Genomic DNA, 17,110 nt, shown 5'->3' on the forward strand with positions numbered 1-17,110 from the left:
TATTGGGTCCATCCCGTCGACGGTCGGACTCGTCGGGTCGGTCTGGGCTGTCGGAGCCATCGGATGGGCATTTTGGTACGGGCTCTCGACATCGGCTCCTCTCCGTCTGTGGGTGCCGGTCGCGACGACGGGGATTGCCCTCGGCGTGACCGCGCTCTACTACTGGGGAGCGAGCGTCATCGATGTCGCACACCTTCGACACCCGTTGTTCCTGCTGGCCGTCTTCGGTCAGCTGTGGGATGCGGCGCAGAATCTCATTGGCGTCACGTTCCTCGGCTATTCCCCCAAGCTGGTCGTCACGAATCTCGTGTACCAGGCGACCGGATTCGCCGGATCGACGTTCGTCCTCAAACTCCTCGTGACCGGCGGAATCGTGTGGTACCTCGCGGACGCGAAAGACGAAATGAACCACACCTGGTGGTGGCTCATGACGTTCTTCATCGGGGCGATCGGACTCCCGATGGGCGTCCGCGGGTCACTTCGGATGATGCTCGGAGTCTGACAATGGATTCGATGAACACAACCGCTACGACCCGACAGTACGGCGCGGCAATCGCACTCGTCTCGGGAGTCTACTCGCTGATCTCAGCGACTGGTGGCACCGGGATGATGGGCTCGAACAGCGGACTCCTCATGGCGCTCCTCGGCATCATCGTAGTCGTCCACGGCGTCGTCCTGCTGACGCCGTACGCGGATCGGCTTGGAAACGCGAGCGGACCGCTGATGATCGGCTACTCGCTCGTGATGTTGCTCAACCAGGCGCTGGTCGGTGTTACCGGCAGCGCAAACTGGGGAATGGGAAGTGGTATGGGGTCCGGAATGGATGGCGGAATGACCGGTGGCATGGGATCGACGATGACCGCCGGTATGGGGTGGGACCTCGGAATGGTCGCACTCGCGATCCTGATGTTGATCAGTGGGACCATCATGATGAACCGCTCCAGTAGCGGGTCGGGAATGTAAGCCAGAGAGTCCTACCGACCACCCGTCTCTTGGGATAATCTTCATTCGGCTCTACACCGTTTCTTGGTGTCTCAAGGATAGACGCTTAGGTTCGGAAGAGCGAGTAAAACCATGCCTCGGTGTCTGGGTGTAGACCTTCGTGGACACTGTGAACCGCTGCAGCGATCGACACCGCGAAGACGGCGTGAACCAGATGCGTCGGAATCCACGTCACCAGCAGTGTGCTCGCTCCGACACCAACAGCACAGAGCGCCCCCAGACCGATCCTGAAAAACAGCGGGCGCTGAATCACTAGTACAGTGTCCCGGTAGAGCAGTACGTAACACCAAAGCGCAAGTCCACCGGCGACGAGTATCGAGAGCAACGAAGGCAGTAGTGGGTTCATTGCGTTCCACACCCCGAGTGTTTCAGTCTCGGGTGAATGTATCCGAGAACGCCTATCACGGCCGCGACACCGATGATAGCCCCCGTTTCAATCGTGGCTATAAGGCCGTGCGGAAGCGGTGTGAGAATTGCGACGTGAGCGATTCCGAACAGTAGGCCCGCAAGCGGCACTCCCACAATCAGTCGACCGTATATACCCTTATACTGTCGCCAGATTGAGGGTGTTCTGATAGCTGTGTAGGCGGTACTCATGAGAATAAGTCCGGTTAGGAACACATCGTCAGGGGAGGTGGGCATATAGAGGAGCCACGTCACCCGTCCACAAGTCTGTTATCCATAGTCAGATATGCTCCCCATTGAGTGCGGATTGGCTCTAATCAAATCTCAACTAAGTCAAGGGTCTTCAATATTATCACCGCTGCTACGAGACTCGGTCACAATATCTCGCCAATGATCTCTTTGAGGGAGAAACATCGGCACTTCACGCTGATAGGTTTGGTAGTCCTCACCGAATTTATTGATCATGTCGCGCTCTTCCCTCCTTGCAAGCCACGTGAAAACCACGATCACAAGTGGGAACAGACCGACCGAAAAAATCGTCGGCCAGTGAATGATCCCCTCGCCGAACAGGGCAATGAACAGACCGGTGTATTGTGGATGGCGAACGTACCTGTATAGCCCGTCTGTGACCAGTCGATTGTCCTGCCGGGCCCGATAGACCTGCCGCCACCCTTGAGCAAACAGGCCGATGCCGACGAACGCCACCGCATAGCCGAGTAGCATTGATACGAACATACCCGTCTCGCCGAAACCGACCAGTGTAGACCAGAGATTGGTGCTGACGTACTCGCGATCTAGTCCGAAAAACCGGACCAGCAGATAGATCGTGAGCGGAAATCCGTACATCTCTGCATACAGTGCGATGATGAACGCTTGAACGACGCCCGCCCCGACCCACTCACGCCAGCTGTCCGGCGCGAAATACCGGTAGAAGAACCAGGACACCACGACGATGACGATTAATGCGAGGCCCCAGGCAACAGGGTTCGTGAGGGAGACGTCTATTGCTGACGCACCACCGACGCTTCGAGGTATTCTATAGGGCATTATCTCACGAGACTACATTTACTCATCCGAGAAGATATCGAGTCCATGGATACCGTTCGACCAGCGGCACGCCACCGACCTCGTACTGTTCGATATATGCATCGAGGCCGAGTATCCGCCCGGCCCCGAACGCAGCGACAGAGAGGAACACGAGCATGTATGCGAAATCGCCGTTGATGTAGCCATGTGCGATGTCCCAGTTCCCGAAGTAGAACATGAGCATCATAAACGCCCCCCAGAACGCAGCGAGGCGAGTGAGCGCGCCGAATAACAGACCGAGGCCGATAAGCAGCTCACCCCACGGCACTGCGACGTTCACGAAGTCGACGAACCACGGCGTGTTCCCGATCGAGACGAACAAATCTGCAAGCGGACTCCCGCTGTTCGGAACGGCCCCCGTGAGATATCCACCGGCACTAAAACTCCCCGAGAGAACCTTGTCAAGTCCACTCTGGAAGAACGCAATCCCCATCATCAACCGAAGCGCGAGGATAAACCAGACGCTTAAGGTGTGGATCTTCCCGCTCGCCGTGAAGCCGCCAATTGTGCTTTCTAGCGTGACTTCCTGTGATGACATACTACAGAGTGATTCGTCAACGTCATATATAGCTACGCGTCCCCTACCGATTTTGGTGGGGCGTACAAGCTCTTCGGCAATCAGTAGTTCGTGGCGAAGGCCACTCTTCGAAGAGCGACAGAACCGTCGCACGTTGAAGTGAGAGAAATGGAACGTCGCAGCTACTCTTGGGTGAGTAGCCGACGAAGAACAAGATGGAGAATACCGCCGTTTTCGACGTATCGAACAGCAGCCGGTGTACTAATCTGGGCAGTGACTGGGAATTCAACGGTCGATCCGTCAGATCGTTCAGCGACGACAGTAAGTTCGTCGTTCATACTCAGGCCGTCGTCGAGGCCGTGGATCAGGATATTCTCCGATCCGTCGAGATCGAGAGACTCCCATGAGTCGCCGTCGGCGAACTGGAGCGGGAGGACGCCCATCCCGACGAGGTTATCGCGGAAGATGCGTTCGTAGCTCTCGGCGATGGTTGCGCGAACGCCCAAGAGATCAGTCCCCTTTGCGGCCCAGTCGCGGCTCGATCCGGTGCCGAGCTCCTCGCCGGCGAACACGACGAGGGGCGTATCGTCCTCTCGATAGCGCTGACTCGCTTCGAAGACGGTCGTCTGTTTGCCCGTCGGCTGATGAACCGTGTATCCCCCCTCGACATCGTCGAGCATCTCGTTCTCGATGCGGACGTTGGCGAAGGTGCCGCGCATCATCACCTCGTGGTTGCCCCGGCGAGCGCCGTACGTGTTGAACTCGTGGGGTTCGACGCCCTGTTCGACGAGCCACTCACCGGCTGGTTGCTCTCGAGAGAACGGGCCCGCTGGGCTGATGTGGTCGGTCGTGACCGTATCACCGAGCAGCATCAGCGTACGAGCGTCCTCAATGTCTGTGACGCCCGGTTTCTCCAGCGGGAAGTCCTTGAAAAAGGGCGGCTCGCGGATGTACGTCGAGGCGTCGTCCCACTCGTAGACGTCACCGGTCGGCGCATTGAGTGCCTCCCAGCGCTCGTCACCTTCGAACACTTCGGCGTACTTCTCTTTGAACATCGAGGAATCGACACTGTCGTGGACTGCCGTGTGGATCTCGTCGGTATTGGGCCAGATGTCCGAGAGATAGACCGGATTGCCGTCATCGTCAGTGCCGAGCGGATCGTGTTCGAGATCGATATCCATGCGCCCTGCGAGACCGTAGGCGACCACGAGCGGCGGACTGGCGAGGTAGTTTGCCTGGATCTTCGGGTGGATGCGTGCCTCGAAGTTTCGGTTGCCAGAGAGGACGCTCGTCGTCCAGAGATCCTCGGCGTCGATCGCGCGTTCGATGGCCTCGGGAAGCGGCCCAGCGTTTCCGATGCAGGTCGTACAGCCGTAGCCGACGACGTTGTAGCCGAGGTCTTCCAGATAGGGAAGTAGTCCCGATTCTTCGAGGTATTCGGTGACGACCCGACTTCCCGGTGCAAGACTCGTTTTGACGTATGCCGGGACGTCGAGCCCACGTTCGACGGCGTTGCGGGCGAGCAGCCCCGCCGCGAGCATCACAGACGGGTTCGACGTGTTCGTACAACTGGTGATGGCGCTGACGACGACACTGCCGTGCCCGATCTCGGTCGACTCGCTGTTCACGTCGACTTTGACTCGGTCATTGAGGTCGCCGACGTCCGGCTCCGGAAGATCGGGATCAGGTCGATCATCGGAAGCGCTGCTCTCGCCGAGCCATCGGGTGATTGCTTCCTCATCAACGTCGTCGAGTTCGTCCTCGAATTCGCCGTGGACCAGTCCCCGGAAGTGCGTCTTCATGTCGCCCATCGGGACGCGATCTTGGGGGCGTTTCGGCCCGGCGAGGCTGGGAGTGATCGTCGAGAGATCGAGTTCGACCGTGTCGGTGTACTCGGGATTCTGTTCACCGAATAGTCCCTGTGCGTCGAGATATTCGCGGACGAGTTCGATGTGCTTCTCGTCGCGGCCCGTGAGTTCGAGGTAGTCGAGCGTCGCCTCGTCGACGGGGAACATACTGATGGTCGAGCCCTGTTCGGGCGCCATATTCGCGATGGTCGCCCGATCCGGAACAGTCAGGTTCGCCACGCCAGGGCCGAAGAATTCGACGAACCGGTCGACGACGCCGACCTCCCGGAGCTGCTCAGTGACGTGAAGGACGAGGTCGGTCGCGGTCGCGCCTTCCGGGAGTTCGCCCGTGAGGCGGACGCCGACGACCTCGGGGAGTTTCATTGTGACCGGCTGGCCGAGCATCGCGGCTTCAGCTTCAATGCCGCCGACACCCCAGCCGACGACGCCGATGCCGCCGATCATCGGCGTGTGGCTGTCCGTCCCCACGAGCGTGTCCGGCAACAGCCAGTTTTCGCCGTCTTGCTCGCGGGCGTGGACGACCTGTCCGAGGTATTCGAGATTCACCTGGTGGACGATGCCCGTTCCTGGCGGCACGACGCGGAAGTCGTCGAATGCCTGCTGTGCCCACTTGAGCGCTCGATACCGTTCGCTGTTGCGCTCGTACTCGAGTTCGACGTTCTTCTCGTAGGCATCCTCGCTTCCGAAGTAGTCGACCTGCACGCTGTGGTCGATCACGAGGTCGATGGGGACCTCGGGTTCGACGAGCGCGGGATCCCGTCCTTTTCGGTCGACCGCCGATCGGAGCGCTGCGAGATCGACTACCGCAGGGACACCGGTGAGGTCCTGCAGAACGACTCGGGACGGCGTGAACGGGAGTTCGACGTTTGGTACCTCGGGTTCCCACGAGGCGGCATTGCGAACGTCCTCGGCGGTTATCGTCTCCCCGTCGACGTTGCGGAGAACGGACTCGAGGAGCACGCGGATACTGACGGGGAGCCGATCGAGTTCACAGAGACCCTCGTCTTCGAGGACTGTGAGATCGGCCATCTTGTAGGACGTGCCGTCGAACTCGAATTCGCGGATTGCGTCGAATGGAGACGGTTCGTTCATACCTTGTCCTACGGTGACCTGGCTATTGAATTGTCTCCCCTATGGACGGGGTGACGTTGTGGACGGTCACAATATACGATCGAGTGCATCCCTGATCGACGCGACCTCGACGACACGAATCCCCTGAACCGTCACGTCAGACGAACTGCCCTCAGAAACGATCAGTTCCGTCGCTCCGAATGCTCGCGCTGCACGGGCCTTCGCTTCGATTTCACCGACGGGAAGCAACACGCCTTCGTCGTTCACAATGCCCGTGATCAGCGTCGTTCGTGGAGGGGACTGTCTCCGAAGGCTAGCGACTAGTGCGACCGTGAGGCCAGCTTCCCAGCTTTTGCCGACGAGTGCGAGTGTGTCTGAGTCAGGAGGATCGAACGTGACTCGTATCGACGTTCCGGCGAGCGAACGGCCAGTGAGACGCGTCGCCGTCTCCGTCGTCTCCCGGAGTGCGAGCTGTAAATCGTGACGAACCTCAACGTTGCCCACATCGACAAACAACTCACCATCTCCCTCCGAAAACGCAAACTCGACGGGGAGTATGAGGCCCTCGCCAGACGAATCGACTGCTGGAAGATAATACTGCACCCTGGCGGGAAGCGTCGTCCCACCGGCAAGCGTCGCCAGCGATTGAAACCCCTCGCCGGAGCGTGTGAGACCGAGAACTGCTCCAGCACCTCCGACACTACCGGTGGCGAGTCCGACAAGGAATCCCCGCCGTGACAGGAGACCATCTTCGATCCGACTGATGACATCGCTTTCCGAATCGGAAGGGAGCTGGGTCGCGGTGTGGTCGTCGGAAGCCATGATACTGTACTATGGGCCTATCGAAAGTCGTGGTATTGACTAACAGTCACACAGTAATAAAGCCTCTTCGAGGGACGACGTCCCTCCGGAACGGGTACGCCTATGCCGGCCGCGCTCCGAGTATCGGTATACGTCCCCTCGTGAAATATGACGCGGCGATATCGGTCACTCGTTGGCATCACAGTCGTGAGCGCATTCGTGACCGGTGTCGGTGTCTGGGTCGCCTATTTGCTCGAACTCGCTCTGTTTCAGACGACGACGAACATGACGTGGACACTACTGGTCGGACTCGTCGAGGAAGCACTCGTTCGCTTCCTCCCACTGATTCTCACGTTCTACGGCTGGAGTTACTGGCGGGGACGACTCCTCTCGAAAACCGAAGGACTGTTCGCTACCGTGACGTCCGGATTCACCGTCGCCGGACTCGAGGTACTGCTCAAACTCGAGTACTTGGCGCAATTGGAGGCGACGGTCCGGTTCGATTCGCTGTTCCTGCCGCTGGTGTTCGTACATCTCCCGTTTGCGCTGCTCGCCGGGCGGTTCGTTTACGCGCTCGGAGAACGGATTCACGGAAACGAACCGATCGGAATCCCGTCGCTCTCTCGGCGAACCGTGACGCTGCTCGTACTCGGCTATCTCGGCCTCGCACTTGCACACGTCGGATACAATATACTCGCCTAGTCGAACAAACAGAAACACGAGAAGGATTCAGCGCGCAAAAATCGCGTGTCAGCTACCGATTACCCATGGACGCAACGACGCGTGTTCACTCGTGGTCGTCGCCGAGAGCTGTGCTGACCATCCCGTTCAATTCTTCGAGCTTCTCGCGAACGCGCTCGGGCTTGTCAGCCGGCGGGTCTTCCAAGGCGACCTGCTCGTGGGGATCCGGTTCGCCGACGATGACGCTCCCGAGCATTCCGAGGCTCTCGTGAGGCGTGCAGTAGTAGTGGTAGACACCCTCGGTCTCGAACGTGTGTTCGAACGTTGCGCCCTGTTCGGAGAGGATACCGCTGTCCCACGCGGCTGCGCCGTCGGGGACGAGCTGGGGCTGGTCGTTGTCGGAGTGGTAGGCAGTCGTCGAGTGACTACCGCTCTCGTTGTTCCAGGTGACGGTACCACCGACGTTGACGCGCACGACGTGCGGCTCGAAGTGGTATCCGCCGTCCTCGGTGATCATCCGCACCTCGGCCGTATCCGCGGGTGCGCCGACTGCCTCGTCGTGGTCGTCCTCGTCGTCGCTGTGTCCGGATTCCGTGGTGGTGTCGTCGTGTCCACTCTCAGTTGGCGATCCGTTTTCCGCTCCGCCGTCGTTGTTCTGCGTTCCAGTGCAACCGGCGAGTCCAACGGCTGCCGCACCGCCAGTCAGTTGGAGCATCCGTCGACGCGAGAGTGAGTCGGTCATGGAATCAGTCACCTTACACGTGAACAGACACACTCGAGAGATATAGTCCGGGAAGCAGATTTGCTGGGTCAGCAAATCGGCGTTTCTTTATATACTCTTTACCAACAACACGGACTGTGAGTGAAGAGCGGGACATCTCGGGGATCCTCGAAATCCTGGAAGACGACTACGCACGCGCGATCCTCGAGGCGACTCGCCGAAAACAGATGTCTGCTAAGGAACTCAGCGAAGAGTGTGACATGTCAGTCTCGACAGTTTCCAGGCGAGTCAATACGCTACTGGAGTACGACCTGCTTATCGAGCGAACGCACGTCGATCCGGACGGTCACCACTACAGCGAATACGAAGCCCAGCTCGACCGTGTTGAGGTACAGCTCCTCGAGTCTGGATTCGACGTCCGTATCGAACTTCGAGAAGACGCCGCCGACCGCTTTACGCGCATTTGGGATACAATGAGGAACGAATAACTATGCACCCTGGACTCATCGTCGCAAAGCTCGTTACAATGGTTCTGGGATTCCTGATCGCCTATCAGGCATACCGGGGCTACCGCCGGAGTCACAGCCGACCGATGCTCTATGTCGCGATTGGCTTCGTCTTCATCAGTTTCGGTGCAGTCATCGAGGGTCTCCTGTTCGACATCGTCGGACTCACACTCTCCGACTCGGGCACGGTAGCGACCATCATCGTCGCTGTCGGTATGCTCAGTGTCCTGTACGCGCTATACGGACGCGACACCAAGGAGATGGAGGACTAATCGGGTGGTCGCGACAACGACGGCGGTTCTGATCGGCGTTCGATTGCTCGTGCTCGCACTCGGTATTCTGATCACGTACTACAGTTTCGAGGCGTATCGACGAACGGGTACGTACTATATGCGAAACGCTGCAGCTGGATTTGGAATCATCACCCTCGGTGTGTTCATCGAAGGAGTGCTGTTTGAGTTCGGGGGGCTCGATCTCGCTCTTGTCCACATCATCGAATCGGTCGCTATCGGGCTCGGATTCGTGGTTCTTCTCGTCTCGCTTCGCCGGTAGCTCAAGCCGCGTCTACACTCCTCGAATGGTCAAAACTGGCTCATCCGAGTTCCGGAGAACCCGTTCGGTCACACTTCCGATGAGCTGTCGTGAAAGGCCGGATCGTCCGTGTGTCCCCATCACGACGAGGTCGATCTCGTGCTGGTCGCAGTACTCCCCTATTGCCTGATGAGGAACGCCGTGGGCAATCTCAGCAGTGACTGAAACACCCTTGGCAGCCGCCTGCGATTGGACGTCTTCTACGACAGTCTCCCCGTTTTGCTCCAGGACTTGCTGCAGTTCGTCCCACGTCCATCCCGGGCGAGACGAGTAGGCCCCGCTATCGACGACGTAGAGGGCATGAAGTGTCGCATCGTGGGTCCGAGCCAGACCAAGAGCGTGATTGACGGCCTCTCGTGCAGGTTTACTCCCGTCAGTCGGAACGAGGATATCCTCAAAACCATCTCGAATCTCGGATTCCGACCTCACCTTCATCGGCTTTGGCTTGACGCTGAGAACGGGAATATCGACAGTGCGAACGATTCGGGTCGTTACACTGCCGAGCAGGACTCGTTCCAGACCAGTATGTCCCCGTGTCCCCATACAGATGAGGTCAATCCCGGTGTCGGTGATGTAGGACACAATCTCGCGAGCTGGAATACCACGGCGCACCTCAGTTACCGCATCGAGGCCATGTTCTGCGGCTCGAGTTGCGATCTCTTGAGTGGCGGTATCACCAGCGTCGTACCACGTATCCGGGAGCGTCTCTAGGTCGGTTTCCAGCGCGGTCAGTTCCAGCTTCCGTTCGATCGGCGAACTGTCGACAACGTGGAGGGCGTGGACGGTTGCGTCGTATCGGCGAGCGAGGTCAAGCCCATACTGGATTGCGGGCTCGACGTTATCGCTTCCATCGGTTGGTATGAGGATGTCTGAGTACATAGTTGGATGTGCGCGTTGATTTTGCTACGGACTCTCGTCCGTCGGTATTGGCGGCTCAGGGGCTGTCGACTCGATGCGTTCTTTGAAGAAGACGAGTTCCTTGTTGGTGTGGTCGTAGAGCTTGGCCTTGCCGTCGAGAACGGTGGTGAAGAGCTGCTTTAGCAGCTGGCCACGACGATTGTTCGGGAAGTCCATCCAGACGGCGTGCGACATCCGAGTCCCGTCTTCAGTCTCTTCGAGTCGGATGGTCCCTCCTTCGGGAATCCGAACGGTGACGAGTCCTCGAAGGAGCGGGTAGTACGCCGTCCCCGCCCAGACCGCCACGTTGGGATGGTCGATATACTGGAATCGGCCATGCAGGTCGGCGTACATCCCGGCGACCTCTTCGGCCTGGTGGAACGTTGCGCCCTCTCGGGGACGGTTGTCGGGCGTGTCGTACTCAAGTCCGTAGTGTTCCTCGGGGTTCGACGCCGTCCAATGGACTGGATCGGTTACGTACTCCCATATCTCCTCGGGCGATGCGTCGATGACGATTTCGGCTTTGTCGGTGACGTACATGGATTGACTCCCTGATTTATGATGCGAAGGCGTTGTACAGCCACGCGAAGGCGTACAGCAAGACGAAGCTGATCACCGCTGCCTCGACCATGCCCGCCACAGTCCCGACGACGGTCGGTTCGAAGAACAGGTGCCACTGCTCCATCGCTTCGACTGCGCCCTCGTAGACGCCGATCGCTCCGAACACACCGAGCAGGAGCATCGCGATGGCAGAGACGACTGCTGCTGCGCCCGCCAGTGCCAACGAATCGAGATGCATCACGTTGGTCGTGGAGTCCATTTCGTGCGCGTCTTGGTTTGTGGTAGTAGTGCTCATGACTAGAGATACGCTCTACTCCTTTATTCGGATTTCTCTTACAATTCGAAAGAGAGAGTATCCCTTGGTAACACGGAGTAAGAATATCGTGGGGGAAACAGCGGTACAACCCCCATATCTGTGTGCCCGGTCCGTCAGAACACCACGGAGCAACCACCGACTGGAATCAGTGACACGCAAAAACTGATGTGCCCGAACGCAGTCCTCGAACGAATGACCACAACTGATAGCAAGAATCACCTTTGAATACAAGATTTACTCCGCACCCTGCCGCGGTTTCTTAAGAACAATTAACAAAACAGATGGCTGCGATAGTCTAGATATGCAAGCCGCCCTCGTCGACGGAATCCTCGAGTCGTTGCGGATCGGCGTCGGCTTCCTCTGGACGGCGGCGTGGGCGATCATCATGGGGCTCGTCATCACGAGTCTCGTGCAGGTCTACGTCTCGAAGGAACAGATGGCCAAAGTCCTCGGAGAAGAGAGCCTGAGTGGCCTCACGAAGGCGACGGTCTTCGGCGCTGCGAGTAGCGGCTGTAGCTTCGGCGCGGTCGCCATCGGCAAAGGGTTGTTCAAGAAAGGGGCGGCCGTCGTGAACGTCCTCGCGTTCATGTTCGCCTCGACGAATCTCATCATCGAACTCGGCCTGATGATCCTGCTTCTCCTCGGCTGGGAGTTCCTTGTCGCCGAACTCCTCGGTGGCGTCCTTCTCATCGCCGTGATGGCGCTCATCGTCCACCTGACGCTTCCGGAGAACCTCTTCGAAGAGGTCCGGGAGGAGCTGAGTCAGCACGATCAGGAACAGGGCATCACCGAAGACCCGACCTGCGGGATGGAAGGTACAGACGAATTTTCGATCGTGACCGATGGTGGTGAATCGTTGAAATTCTGTTCTGCGGGCTGTAGGGAGACGTATGAGCAGGAAATTGCGAGTAGCGGTGGCTGGCGTGACGAGCTCCTCTCGTGGGGCGGCTGGTACAAAGTCGGCAACCAGTACCGTAAAGAATGGTCGATGATCTGGAAGGACGTCGTCGGAGGCTTTCTCATCTCGGGCTTCGTCATCGTCTTCGTTCCACAGTGGGTGTGGAATACGCTCTTCCTGAAGGGTGACAGCCTGTTCGTGAGCGCAGAGAACGCGATTATGGGCGTGACGATTGCCATCATTAGCTTCGTTGGGAGCATTGGCAACGTCCCGTTCGCCGTCGCGTTATGGGGGGGTGGCGTCAGCTTTGCGGGCGTCATCGCGTTCGTCTACGCCGACCTCATCACGATTCCCGTCCTCAACGTCTACCGCAAGTACTACGGCTGGACGGTGATGCTCTACATCCTCGGCGTGTTCTTCGTGACGATGGCCTTCACGGGCTTTCTCATGGAGGAGCTGTTCGCCACCCTCGGAATCATCCCGAACCTCGCTGGCGGGCAGACGGCCTCCGACCAGACGTACTTCGAGCTCAACTACACGTTCTACCTCAACGTAATCGCCTTCGCCCTTTCGGGATTCCTCCTCTACGTCTACCGGCGGGGACTCGGTGCGCCTGGGCAGTACCGCGATCCGGTCTGTGGGATGCGAACCGAGGAGAGCGGGCCGAGTCTCACCCACGACGGCGAGACGTACTACTTCTGTTCGAATCGGTGCAAGCGATCGTTCGAGAAGCGCCCCTCCGAATTTGCACAGCATCACCCACAGGTATCAGAGACGGGGTCTTCCCAGAGCCATGAACATCACTGACCGCTATGTCCCGATACCAAGTATCGCGGCGAGGCAGCACCGGGTATTTCGTTGGCCAATCAAAACTGGTACAGCAATGTCTCGCACACTCTTATGCATGAGCAGGTATCTCGGTGGATCGAGGTGGGGAACATGAATCGGCGGCGAGCCGATACAGTGGTCGGTGGCTTGGTCGCCGCCGTCCTCGTTGGCGGCGGTGTGCTTAGCTGGCAAGCATATCAGCAACAGCAGGCTTTCGACCAGATGGGATCGATGATGGGCACGTCGATGGGGTCCGTTCACGGAACGAATCCACTCTGGTACGTCCTCGGAACCTTCCTCGTCTCGGCTGTCATCGGTGGGGGGTATCTCGTGATTCGGGATGAGGTCACCAGCACAGACGTAACCGTCCGCTCACAGAATGAGATGGCTAAGCCGACCGGCCCTGAGAGCGCCGAATCACCGGAGGGGGTCACCCAGCCAACTGGGGCCATCAATCCAGAGTCTCAGCCGCAGGTTCGCGTGTTGGACCTCTTGCCAGATGATGAACGCCGTATCCTCGAACCAGTCATCTCCTCGCCCGGCATCACGCAAATCGAATTACGGGATCGCTCGGACTTCTCAAAGAGCAAGGTGAGCCAGACGGTCAGCGCTCTCGAGAAACGCGGCCTGTTGTACCGCGAGCGCCAAGGGCGGACGTATCGCATCTATCCGAGTGACAACCTACAAGAGAAGCAGATGAACTAGCGGCCCATTTCCGCCGATTCAGAACCATTCACCGGGGTGCTGAAATTGAACCGAGCGATGGTCGTATGACCCTCCTTCAGCGCGAGGCCTATACCCGCCGACCACGAAAACAAGGGAAATGACCTCCACAGGATTCTCCCGCCGCAGGCTTCTTCAGTTGACGGGCGCATCTACTCTCGGAGCGCTCGCGGGCTGTGCCGGTCAGCTACCGGGCACCGGCGATGACGGTGGTCGTGAGGTGACGCCACGCTCAACCGTCACGGCCGAGCCAGATACATCCGTCAGCCTTACCGCGGCGTCCGGGACGATTCGACCAGCGCCCGATACATCGACGACCAACTGGATGTACGAAGGGCAATTTCCGGGACCGGAGCTGCGCGTGCAGGAGGGTGACGTACTCCGCGTCGAACTAACTAATGATCTCCAGGAGGAGACGACGGTTCACTGGCACGGGGTTCCCGTCCCAAATCCGATCGACGGCGTGCCGAACGTGACTCAAGAACCGATCGCTTCCGGCGACGCGTTCACCTACACGTTTCGTGCCGAACCCGCCGGGACGTACTTCTATCACAGCCACGTCGGCCTCCAGCTCGACCGGGGATTGCTCGGTCCACTGATCGTGGAAGAACCCGACCCACACGTCGAGTACGACCGCGAGTACGTCGTCGTCGTCGACGATTACCTCCCCGGAGAGCCACGCCTCCCGTCGGACGGTGGGATGGGCGGCGGTGGAATGGGTGGGGGAGGCGGGATGATGGGCGATGTTCGACCGCCATACGAGGGACTCCTGATCAACGGTCGCCTCCCCGAGGACCCCCAGACGTTCGACGTAACCGAGGGCGAGCGGATACGCTTCCGGTTCGTGAACGCTTCCAGTGCGACGGTTTTCGGTGTACGGATCGCCGGCCACGAGATGACGGTGACCCACGCCGATGGCCGACCCGTCGAACCCGTCGACGCAGATTCGTTCGTCTTCGGTGCCGGCGAGCGATACGACGCCGTGGTCGAAGCGACGAATCCGGGTAGATGGTTCGTTCAGGCGGACGCACTCGACGGGAACGAACCACCAGCCAGAGCCGTCGTCGAGTACGAGTCCACAGGTGGTTCGGGCACCCCACAGTCTCCATCGTCCTCGAATAACCGATTGCAGTACGGCGATCTTCGAGCGATCTCCTCGCTCGACGGTGTGAGCGGGCGTCCCGACCGGACGTTCGATCTGACGCTCTCACGTGGTGGCGGTCAATCCTACACGTGGACGATCGATGGACAGGCGTATCCGGACGCCGATCCGCTAAATATTCGCCCCGGAGAACACGTTCGGATTCGGATGACCAACCAGAGTCCAGTCGTCCATCCGATGCACCTCCACGGCCACTTCTTCCAGGTCGGCAACGCTATCAAAGACACCGTCCTCGTACCTGGACATATGGGACAAGTGACGCTGGACTTCCACGCGGACAATCCCGGCCGGTGGTTGTTCCACTGTCACAATTTGTACCATCTCGATGCGGGAATGGCGCGAGTCGTGAGATACGTCGAGTAACTCAGTAGCGAGTTTCGAGTCGAACGAAAGCCACTGTTGCTCGCATACTCAAATTCATGTTCGTCGCCTATTACGGAGACTGGAAGACGTCCGCATTTGATACAGGGCTCATACTCAAACACCTGCCACGGAGTAGTCAATTGAACCTCGACGTACGCTCTTGGTGGAGCGACGAAATGAAGATCGGTGTGTCAACGATGATTGAGAGTGGGTGCTCAACTGTCGGTACTACTCCTCCCGGGTTCCAGGCCACTGGCGCGCGTCCGCCTGAATCAATCCATGCATGGTTCGGCGTCGCTCTTTCAGCTCTTCCAGTACGTCGTCGAACTCCTCGTCGGACACCGTCGGGACACCCGCCTTGCGTAGGACGGTGAGGTCGGGCAGCGGCGGGTGCTCGTCGGACTGCGTCGCGAACGTGCTGACCGTGTCGAGGTAGCCCTGAACACTCGACCGTGCGTTTTCGAGAACCGAGTCGTTGGGACGGTTCTCCTCAGGCGTCGCCCGCTGCCAGAGAGTCAAAGCGTCGTCGAGACTGGCAACGCTCAACACGGCGGCGGCCTCGCGGTCGTCGGTGTAGAAGTAGTGCAGGATTGGGTAGGCCTTGTGGTTAGACGTTAGTTCGTTCAGTGCTGTGGTGATACTGTTGAGTGGGAGCGCGACGTCGTCGAATCCGTCACCGTTCCAGGTGGTGGTGACGATCGCTTCACCGTCCGTTCCAAGCCCACTTACGTTCCGTGCAAACGTGCGTTTCTGCGTAACTGCGTCGAGGACGGAGAGGACGTAGGTGATGCTCAGGGTCACCAGCAACATCCCGCTGGCGGTCATCAGCGCGGTCAGGATCTGCCAGAGGCCATCTCTGGGAGCGAAGTCACCGTTCCCCATCGTGAACAACGAATACCCCACAAAATAGAACCGCTCGGCCCAAGAGATGGGACCCGCGTCGATGGTGTCTCTCAGAGCGTTCTCGGCACTCGCGAAGACGAACACCCACCCGCCCCAGAGCAGGGCGATCCACATCCCAAGCCCGAGGACGAGAACCACCGGGCCGGCGAGGGTCCGAATGCGAGGGCTGTAGGTTCCAGCGCGTCGTAGCAACTTCCACGTTCTCCGCATCAGGCGTGCGGTCAGGGGTCCCGAACCGCCCTCGACCCAAAGAGTCGTCCACAGGAGGTCGATCGCGGCCACGATGAGTAGACCTACGCCCAGGCCGAAGTAGAGATAGTTCACTGGTCTGTCGTTCTCCCCGAAGTCGGATTAAACCGCGCAGGGACTGGCGGCGAGTTCATCATCGATGGTGGTGACGACTGAACCATTCTTGTGAGATGCGCTAGTCGGCGGCCTGTGCCTGTCCGCCGCTCTGTCTCATCTCGGCCGGATTCTTCATGCCTTCCTTGACCCCGAAGCGGACCAAAACGGCGTTGACCGGGAACGCGAAGACGAACCCAACGGATAGTGAGAACGCGAGTGCGCCCCAGAACAACAGATCGCTGATGTGGGCCTGACTGGCGATCAGCAGGTCCGTCCCGATGGCGGCAATTTCCATGATGGTGATGCTCGGCGCCTCACTGTAAAGCGCGTCGAGCATCGCCTCGCCGAAGCCGACGCCCTCCTGCATCAGCGGGCCGACCGTCAGGGCATAGCCGAATAGATACGCGAGCGCGAACGTCCCTGCGGCAACGAGGAGCGTACTCTGGAGGGCGAGCAGACCAGCGAGGAGCGCGAAGCCGAGGACTTCACCGGCCCCACACCCCGAATAGCAGTGGGCGGTCGAGCGAAAGCCGCGTCGCCAAAGCGAGTCGTTGCTGATCTGAGTCCGCCCCGAGTACCAGTAGACGGCGAGGCCGAACGGGCCGGAGTAGAGGATAACGAGCGTCCAGACGCCTTTCATCATCGACGGCAACGCCTGATTCCGCCCGCGGATATCCCACCAGAGGGTGCCGACGGACGCGACGACGAATAGCGCCCAGACACCCATTACGAGTGGGTCCGAGAGGATCGGTTTCATGACATGGCGAACCGGTGCGAGTGCGTGTTCGACCTGTGTGAGGATTTCTTGGAGTGGCATAGTCTACGGGATAGTTGAAGCGATTCGAAGCTGTGCGCTACCGGGGGC

Annotated in this window: 21 protein-coding genes; 9 read left to right on the forward strand and 12 right to left on the reverse strand. The window is 59.2% G+C overall.

Translation table 11 applies throughout. The annotated features are described in order from the left end of the window. Both ACFQI8_RS13805 and ACFQI8_RS13810 read left to right on the forward strand, forming a co-directional pair. A partial coding sequence (locus tag ACFQI8_RS13805; RefSeq protein WP_390245725.1) for a DUF63 family protein occupies positions 1-502 on the forward strand: 502 nt, incomplete at its 5' end. A gap of 11 nt (positions 503-513) precedes the next feature. After that, a complete protein-coding gene (locus ACFQI8_RS13810) occupies positions 514-963 on the forward strand; it encodes a hypothetical protein (RefSeq protein WP_390245727.1) in 450 nt (149 codons plus the stop codon). Positions 964-1,048: 85 nt separating this feature from the next. Here the strand turns inward: ACFQI8_RS13810 and ACFQI8_RS13815 are convergent, their stop codons facing one another. The 6 genes from ACFQI8_RS13815 to ACFQI8_RS13840 form a co-directional block, all read right to left on the reverse strand. Continuing rightward, complete coding sequence (locus ACFQI8_RS13815; RefSeq protein ID WP_390245729.1) at positions 1,049-1,348, reverse strand: hypothetical protein; 300 nt, start codon at positions 1,346-1,348, stop codon at positions 1,049-1,051. Next, entirely contained in the window at positions 1,345-1,599 is a 255-nt protein-coding gene (locus ACFQI8_RS13820; protein ID WP_390245731.1) for a hypothetical protein, read from the reverse strand. The genes ACFQI8_RS13815 and ACFQI8_RS13820 overlap by 4 nt, the downstream gene beginning before the upstream one ends. A gap of 141 nt (positions 1,600-1,740) precedes the next feature. Beyond that, complete coding sequence (locus tag ACFQI8_RS13825) at positions 1,741-2,454, reverse strand: methyltransferase family protein (protein ID WP_390245733.1); 714 nt, start codon at positions 2,452-2,454, stop codon at positions 1,741-1,743. Positions 2,455-2,476: 22 nt separating this feature from the next. Next, entirely contained in the window at positions 2,477-3,031 is a 555-nt protein-coding gene (locus ACFQI8_RS13830) for a DoxX family membrane protein (protein ID WP_390245735.1), read from the reverse strand. Between the two features lie 161 nt (positions 3,032-3,192). Then, the gene (gene acnA, locus ACFQI8_RS13835; RefSeq protein ID WP_390245737.1) at positions 3,193-5,970 is read right to left on the reverse strand and encodes an aconitate hydratase AcnA; all 2,778 of its coding nucleotides are present in this window, start codon (positions 5,968-5,970) and stop codon (positions 3,193-3,195) included. A gap of 66 nt (positions 5,971-6,036) precedes the next feature. Next, on the reverse strand, positions 6,037-6,771 hold the full coding sequence (locus ACFQI8_RS13840) for a hypothetical protein (protein ID WP_390245739.1): 735 nt from the start codon (positions 6,769-6,771) through the stop codon (positions 6,037-6,039). A gap of 264 nt (positions 6,772-7,035) precedes the next feature. On the opposite strand from ACFQI8_RS13840, the gene ACFQI8_RS13845 reads away from it, so the two are divergent. Beyond that, positions 7,036-7,452, forward strand: coding sequence for a hypothetical protein (locus ACFQI8_RS13845; protein WP_390245741.1), 417 nt, complete (start codon positions 7,036-7,038; stop codon positions 7,450-7,452). 85 nt (positions 7,453-7,537) lie between these two features. Here the strand turns inward: ACFQI8_RS13845 and ACFQI8_RS13850 are convergent, their stop codons facing one another. Next, on the reverse strand, positions 7,538-8,173 hold the full coding sequence (locus ACFQI8_RS13850) for a plastocyanin/azurin family copper-binding protein (protein ID WP_390245742.1): 636 nt from the start codon (positions 8,171-8,173) through the stop codon (positions 7,538-7,540). 116 nt (positions 8,174-8,289) lie between these two features. On the opposite strand from ACFQI8_RS13850, the gene ACFQI8_RS13855 reads away from it, so the two are divergent. From ACFQI8_RS13855 to ACFQI8_RS13865, 3 genes are read left to right on the forward strand one after another with little or no spacing between them, the layout of a single operon-like run. After that, on the forward strand, positions 8,290-8,640 hold the full coding sequence (locus tag ACFQI8_RS13855; RefSeq protein ID WP_058365363.1) for an ArsR/SmtB family transcription factor: 351 nt from the start codon (positions 8,290-8,292) through the stop codon (positions 8,638-8,640). Between the two features lie 2 nt (positions 8,641-8,642). Further along, positions 8,643-8,930, forward strand: coding sequence for a DUF7521 family protein (locus ACFQI8_RS13860; protein WP_390245744.1), 288 nt, complete (start codon positions 8,643-8,645; stop codon positions 8,928-8,930). A gap of 4 nt (positions 8,931-8,934) precedes the next feature. Further along, positions 8,935-9,210 (forward strand): DUF7521 family protein, encoded by a 276-nt coding sequence (locus tag ACFQI8_RS13865; protein WP_390245745.1) that lies wholly within the window; start codon positions 8,935-8,937, stop codon positions 9,208-9,210. Positions 9,211-9,222: 12 nt separating this feature from the next. On the opposite strand, the gene ACFQI8_RS13870 is transcribed toward ACFQI8_RS13865, so the two are convergent. The 3 genes from ACFQI8_RS13870 to ACFQI8_RS13880 are packed head-to-tail and all read right to left on the reverse strand — an operon-like array spanning position 9,223 to position 11,002. Next, positions 9,223-10,128, reverse strand: a complete 906-nt coding sequence (locus ACFQI8_RS13870; protein ID WP_390245747.1) for a universal stress protein — start codon at positions 10,126-10,128, stop codon at positions 9,223-9,225. A gap of 24 nt (positions 10,129-10,152) precedes the next feature. After that, entirely contained in the window at positions 10,153-10,686 is a 534-nt protein-coding gene (locus tag ACFQI8_RS13875; RefSeq protein ID WP_390245749.1) for an SRPBCC family protein, read from the reverse strand. A gap of 16 nt (positions 10,687-10,702) precedes the next feature. After that, complete coding sequence (locus ACFQI8_RS13880) at positions 10,703-11,002, reverse strand: hypothetical protein (protein ID WP_390245751.1); 300 nt, start codon at positions 11,000-11,002, stop codon at positions 10,703-10,705. Positions 11,003-11,324: 322 nt separating this feature from the next. Between ACFQI8_RS13880 and ACFQI8_RS13885 the strand changes: the two genes are divergently transcribed. The 3 genes from ACFQI8_RS13885 to ACFQI8_RS13895 all read left to right on the forward strand — a co-directional run bounded on the left by ACFQI8_RS13885 (position 11,325) and on the right by ACFQI8_RS13895 (position 14,997). Further along, positions 11,325-12,728 (forward strand): permease, encoded by a 1,404-nt coding sequence (locus ACFQI8_RS13885; protein WP_390245753.1) that lies wholly within the window; start codon positions 11,325-11,327, stop codon positions 12,726-12,728. A gap of 132 nt (positions 12,729-12,860) precedes the next feature. Continuing rightward, positions 12,861-13,454, forward strand: a complete 594-nt coding sequence (locus tag ACFQI8_RS13890; protein WP_390245755.1) for a helix-turn-helix transcriptional regulator — start codon at positions 12,861-12,863, stop codon at positions 13,452-13,454. Between the two features lie 118 nt (positions 13,455-13,572). Next, positions 13,573-14,997: a multicopper oxidase family protein gene (locus ACFQI8_RS13895; protein WP_390245757.1), complete on the forward strand. Its 1,425-nt coding sequence runs from the start codon at positions 13,573-13,575 to the stop codon at positions 14,995-14,997. 228 nt (positions 14,998-15,225) lie between these two features. Here the strand turns inward: ACFQI8_RS13895 and ACFQI8_RS13900 are convergent, their stop codons facing one another. Together ACFQI8_RS13900 and ACFQI8_RS13905 are read right to left on the reverse strand one after the other, a co-directional pair. Continuing rightward, positions 15,226-16,224 (reverse strand): potassium channel family protein, encoded by a 999-nt coding sequence (locus tag ACFQI8_RS13900; RefSeq protein WP_390245759.1) that lies wholly within the window; start codon positions 16,222-16,224, stop codon positions 15,226-15,228. Positions 16,225-16,324: 100 nt separating this feature from the next. Beyond that, entirely contained in the window at positions 16,325-17,062 is a 738-nt protein-coding gene (locus ACFQI8_RS13905) for a DUF4396 domain-containing protein (protein ID WP_390245761.1), read from the reverse strand. Between the last annotated feature and the right edge of the window lie 48 nt (positions 17,063-17,110).

Origin of the sequence: Haloferax chudinovii (assembly GCF_042663345.1) — an archaeon.
GTDB classification, from domain to species: domain Archaea; phylum Halobacteriota; class Halobacteria; order Halobacteriales; family Haloferacaceae; genus Haloferax; species Haloferax chudinovii.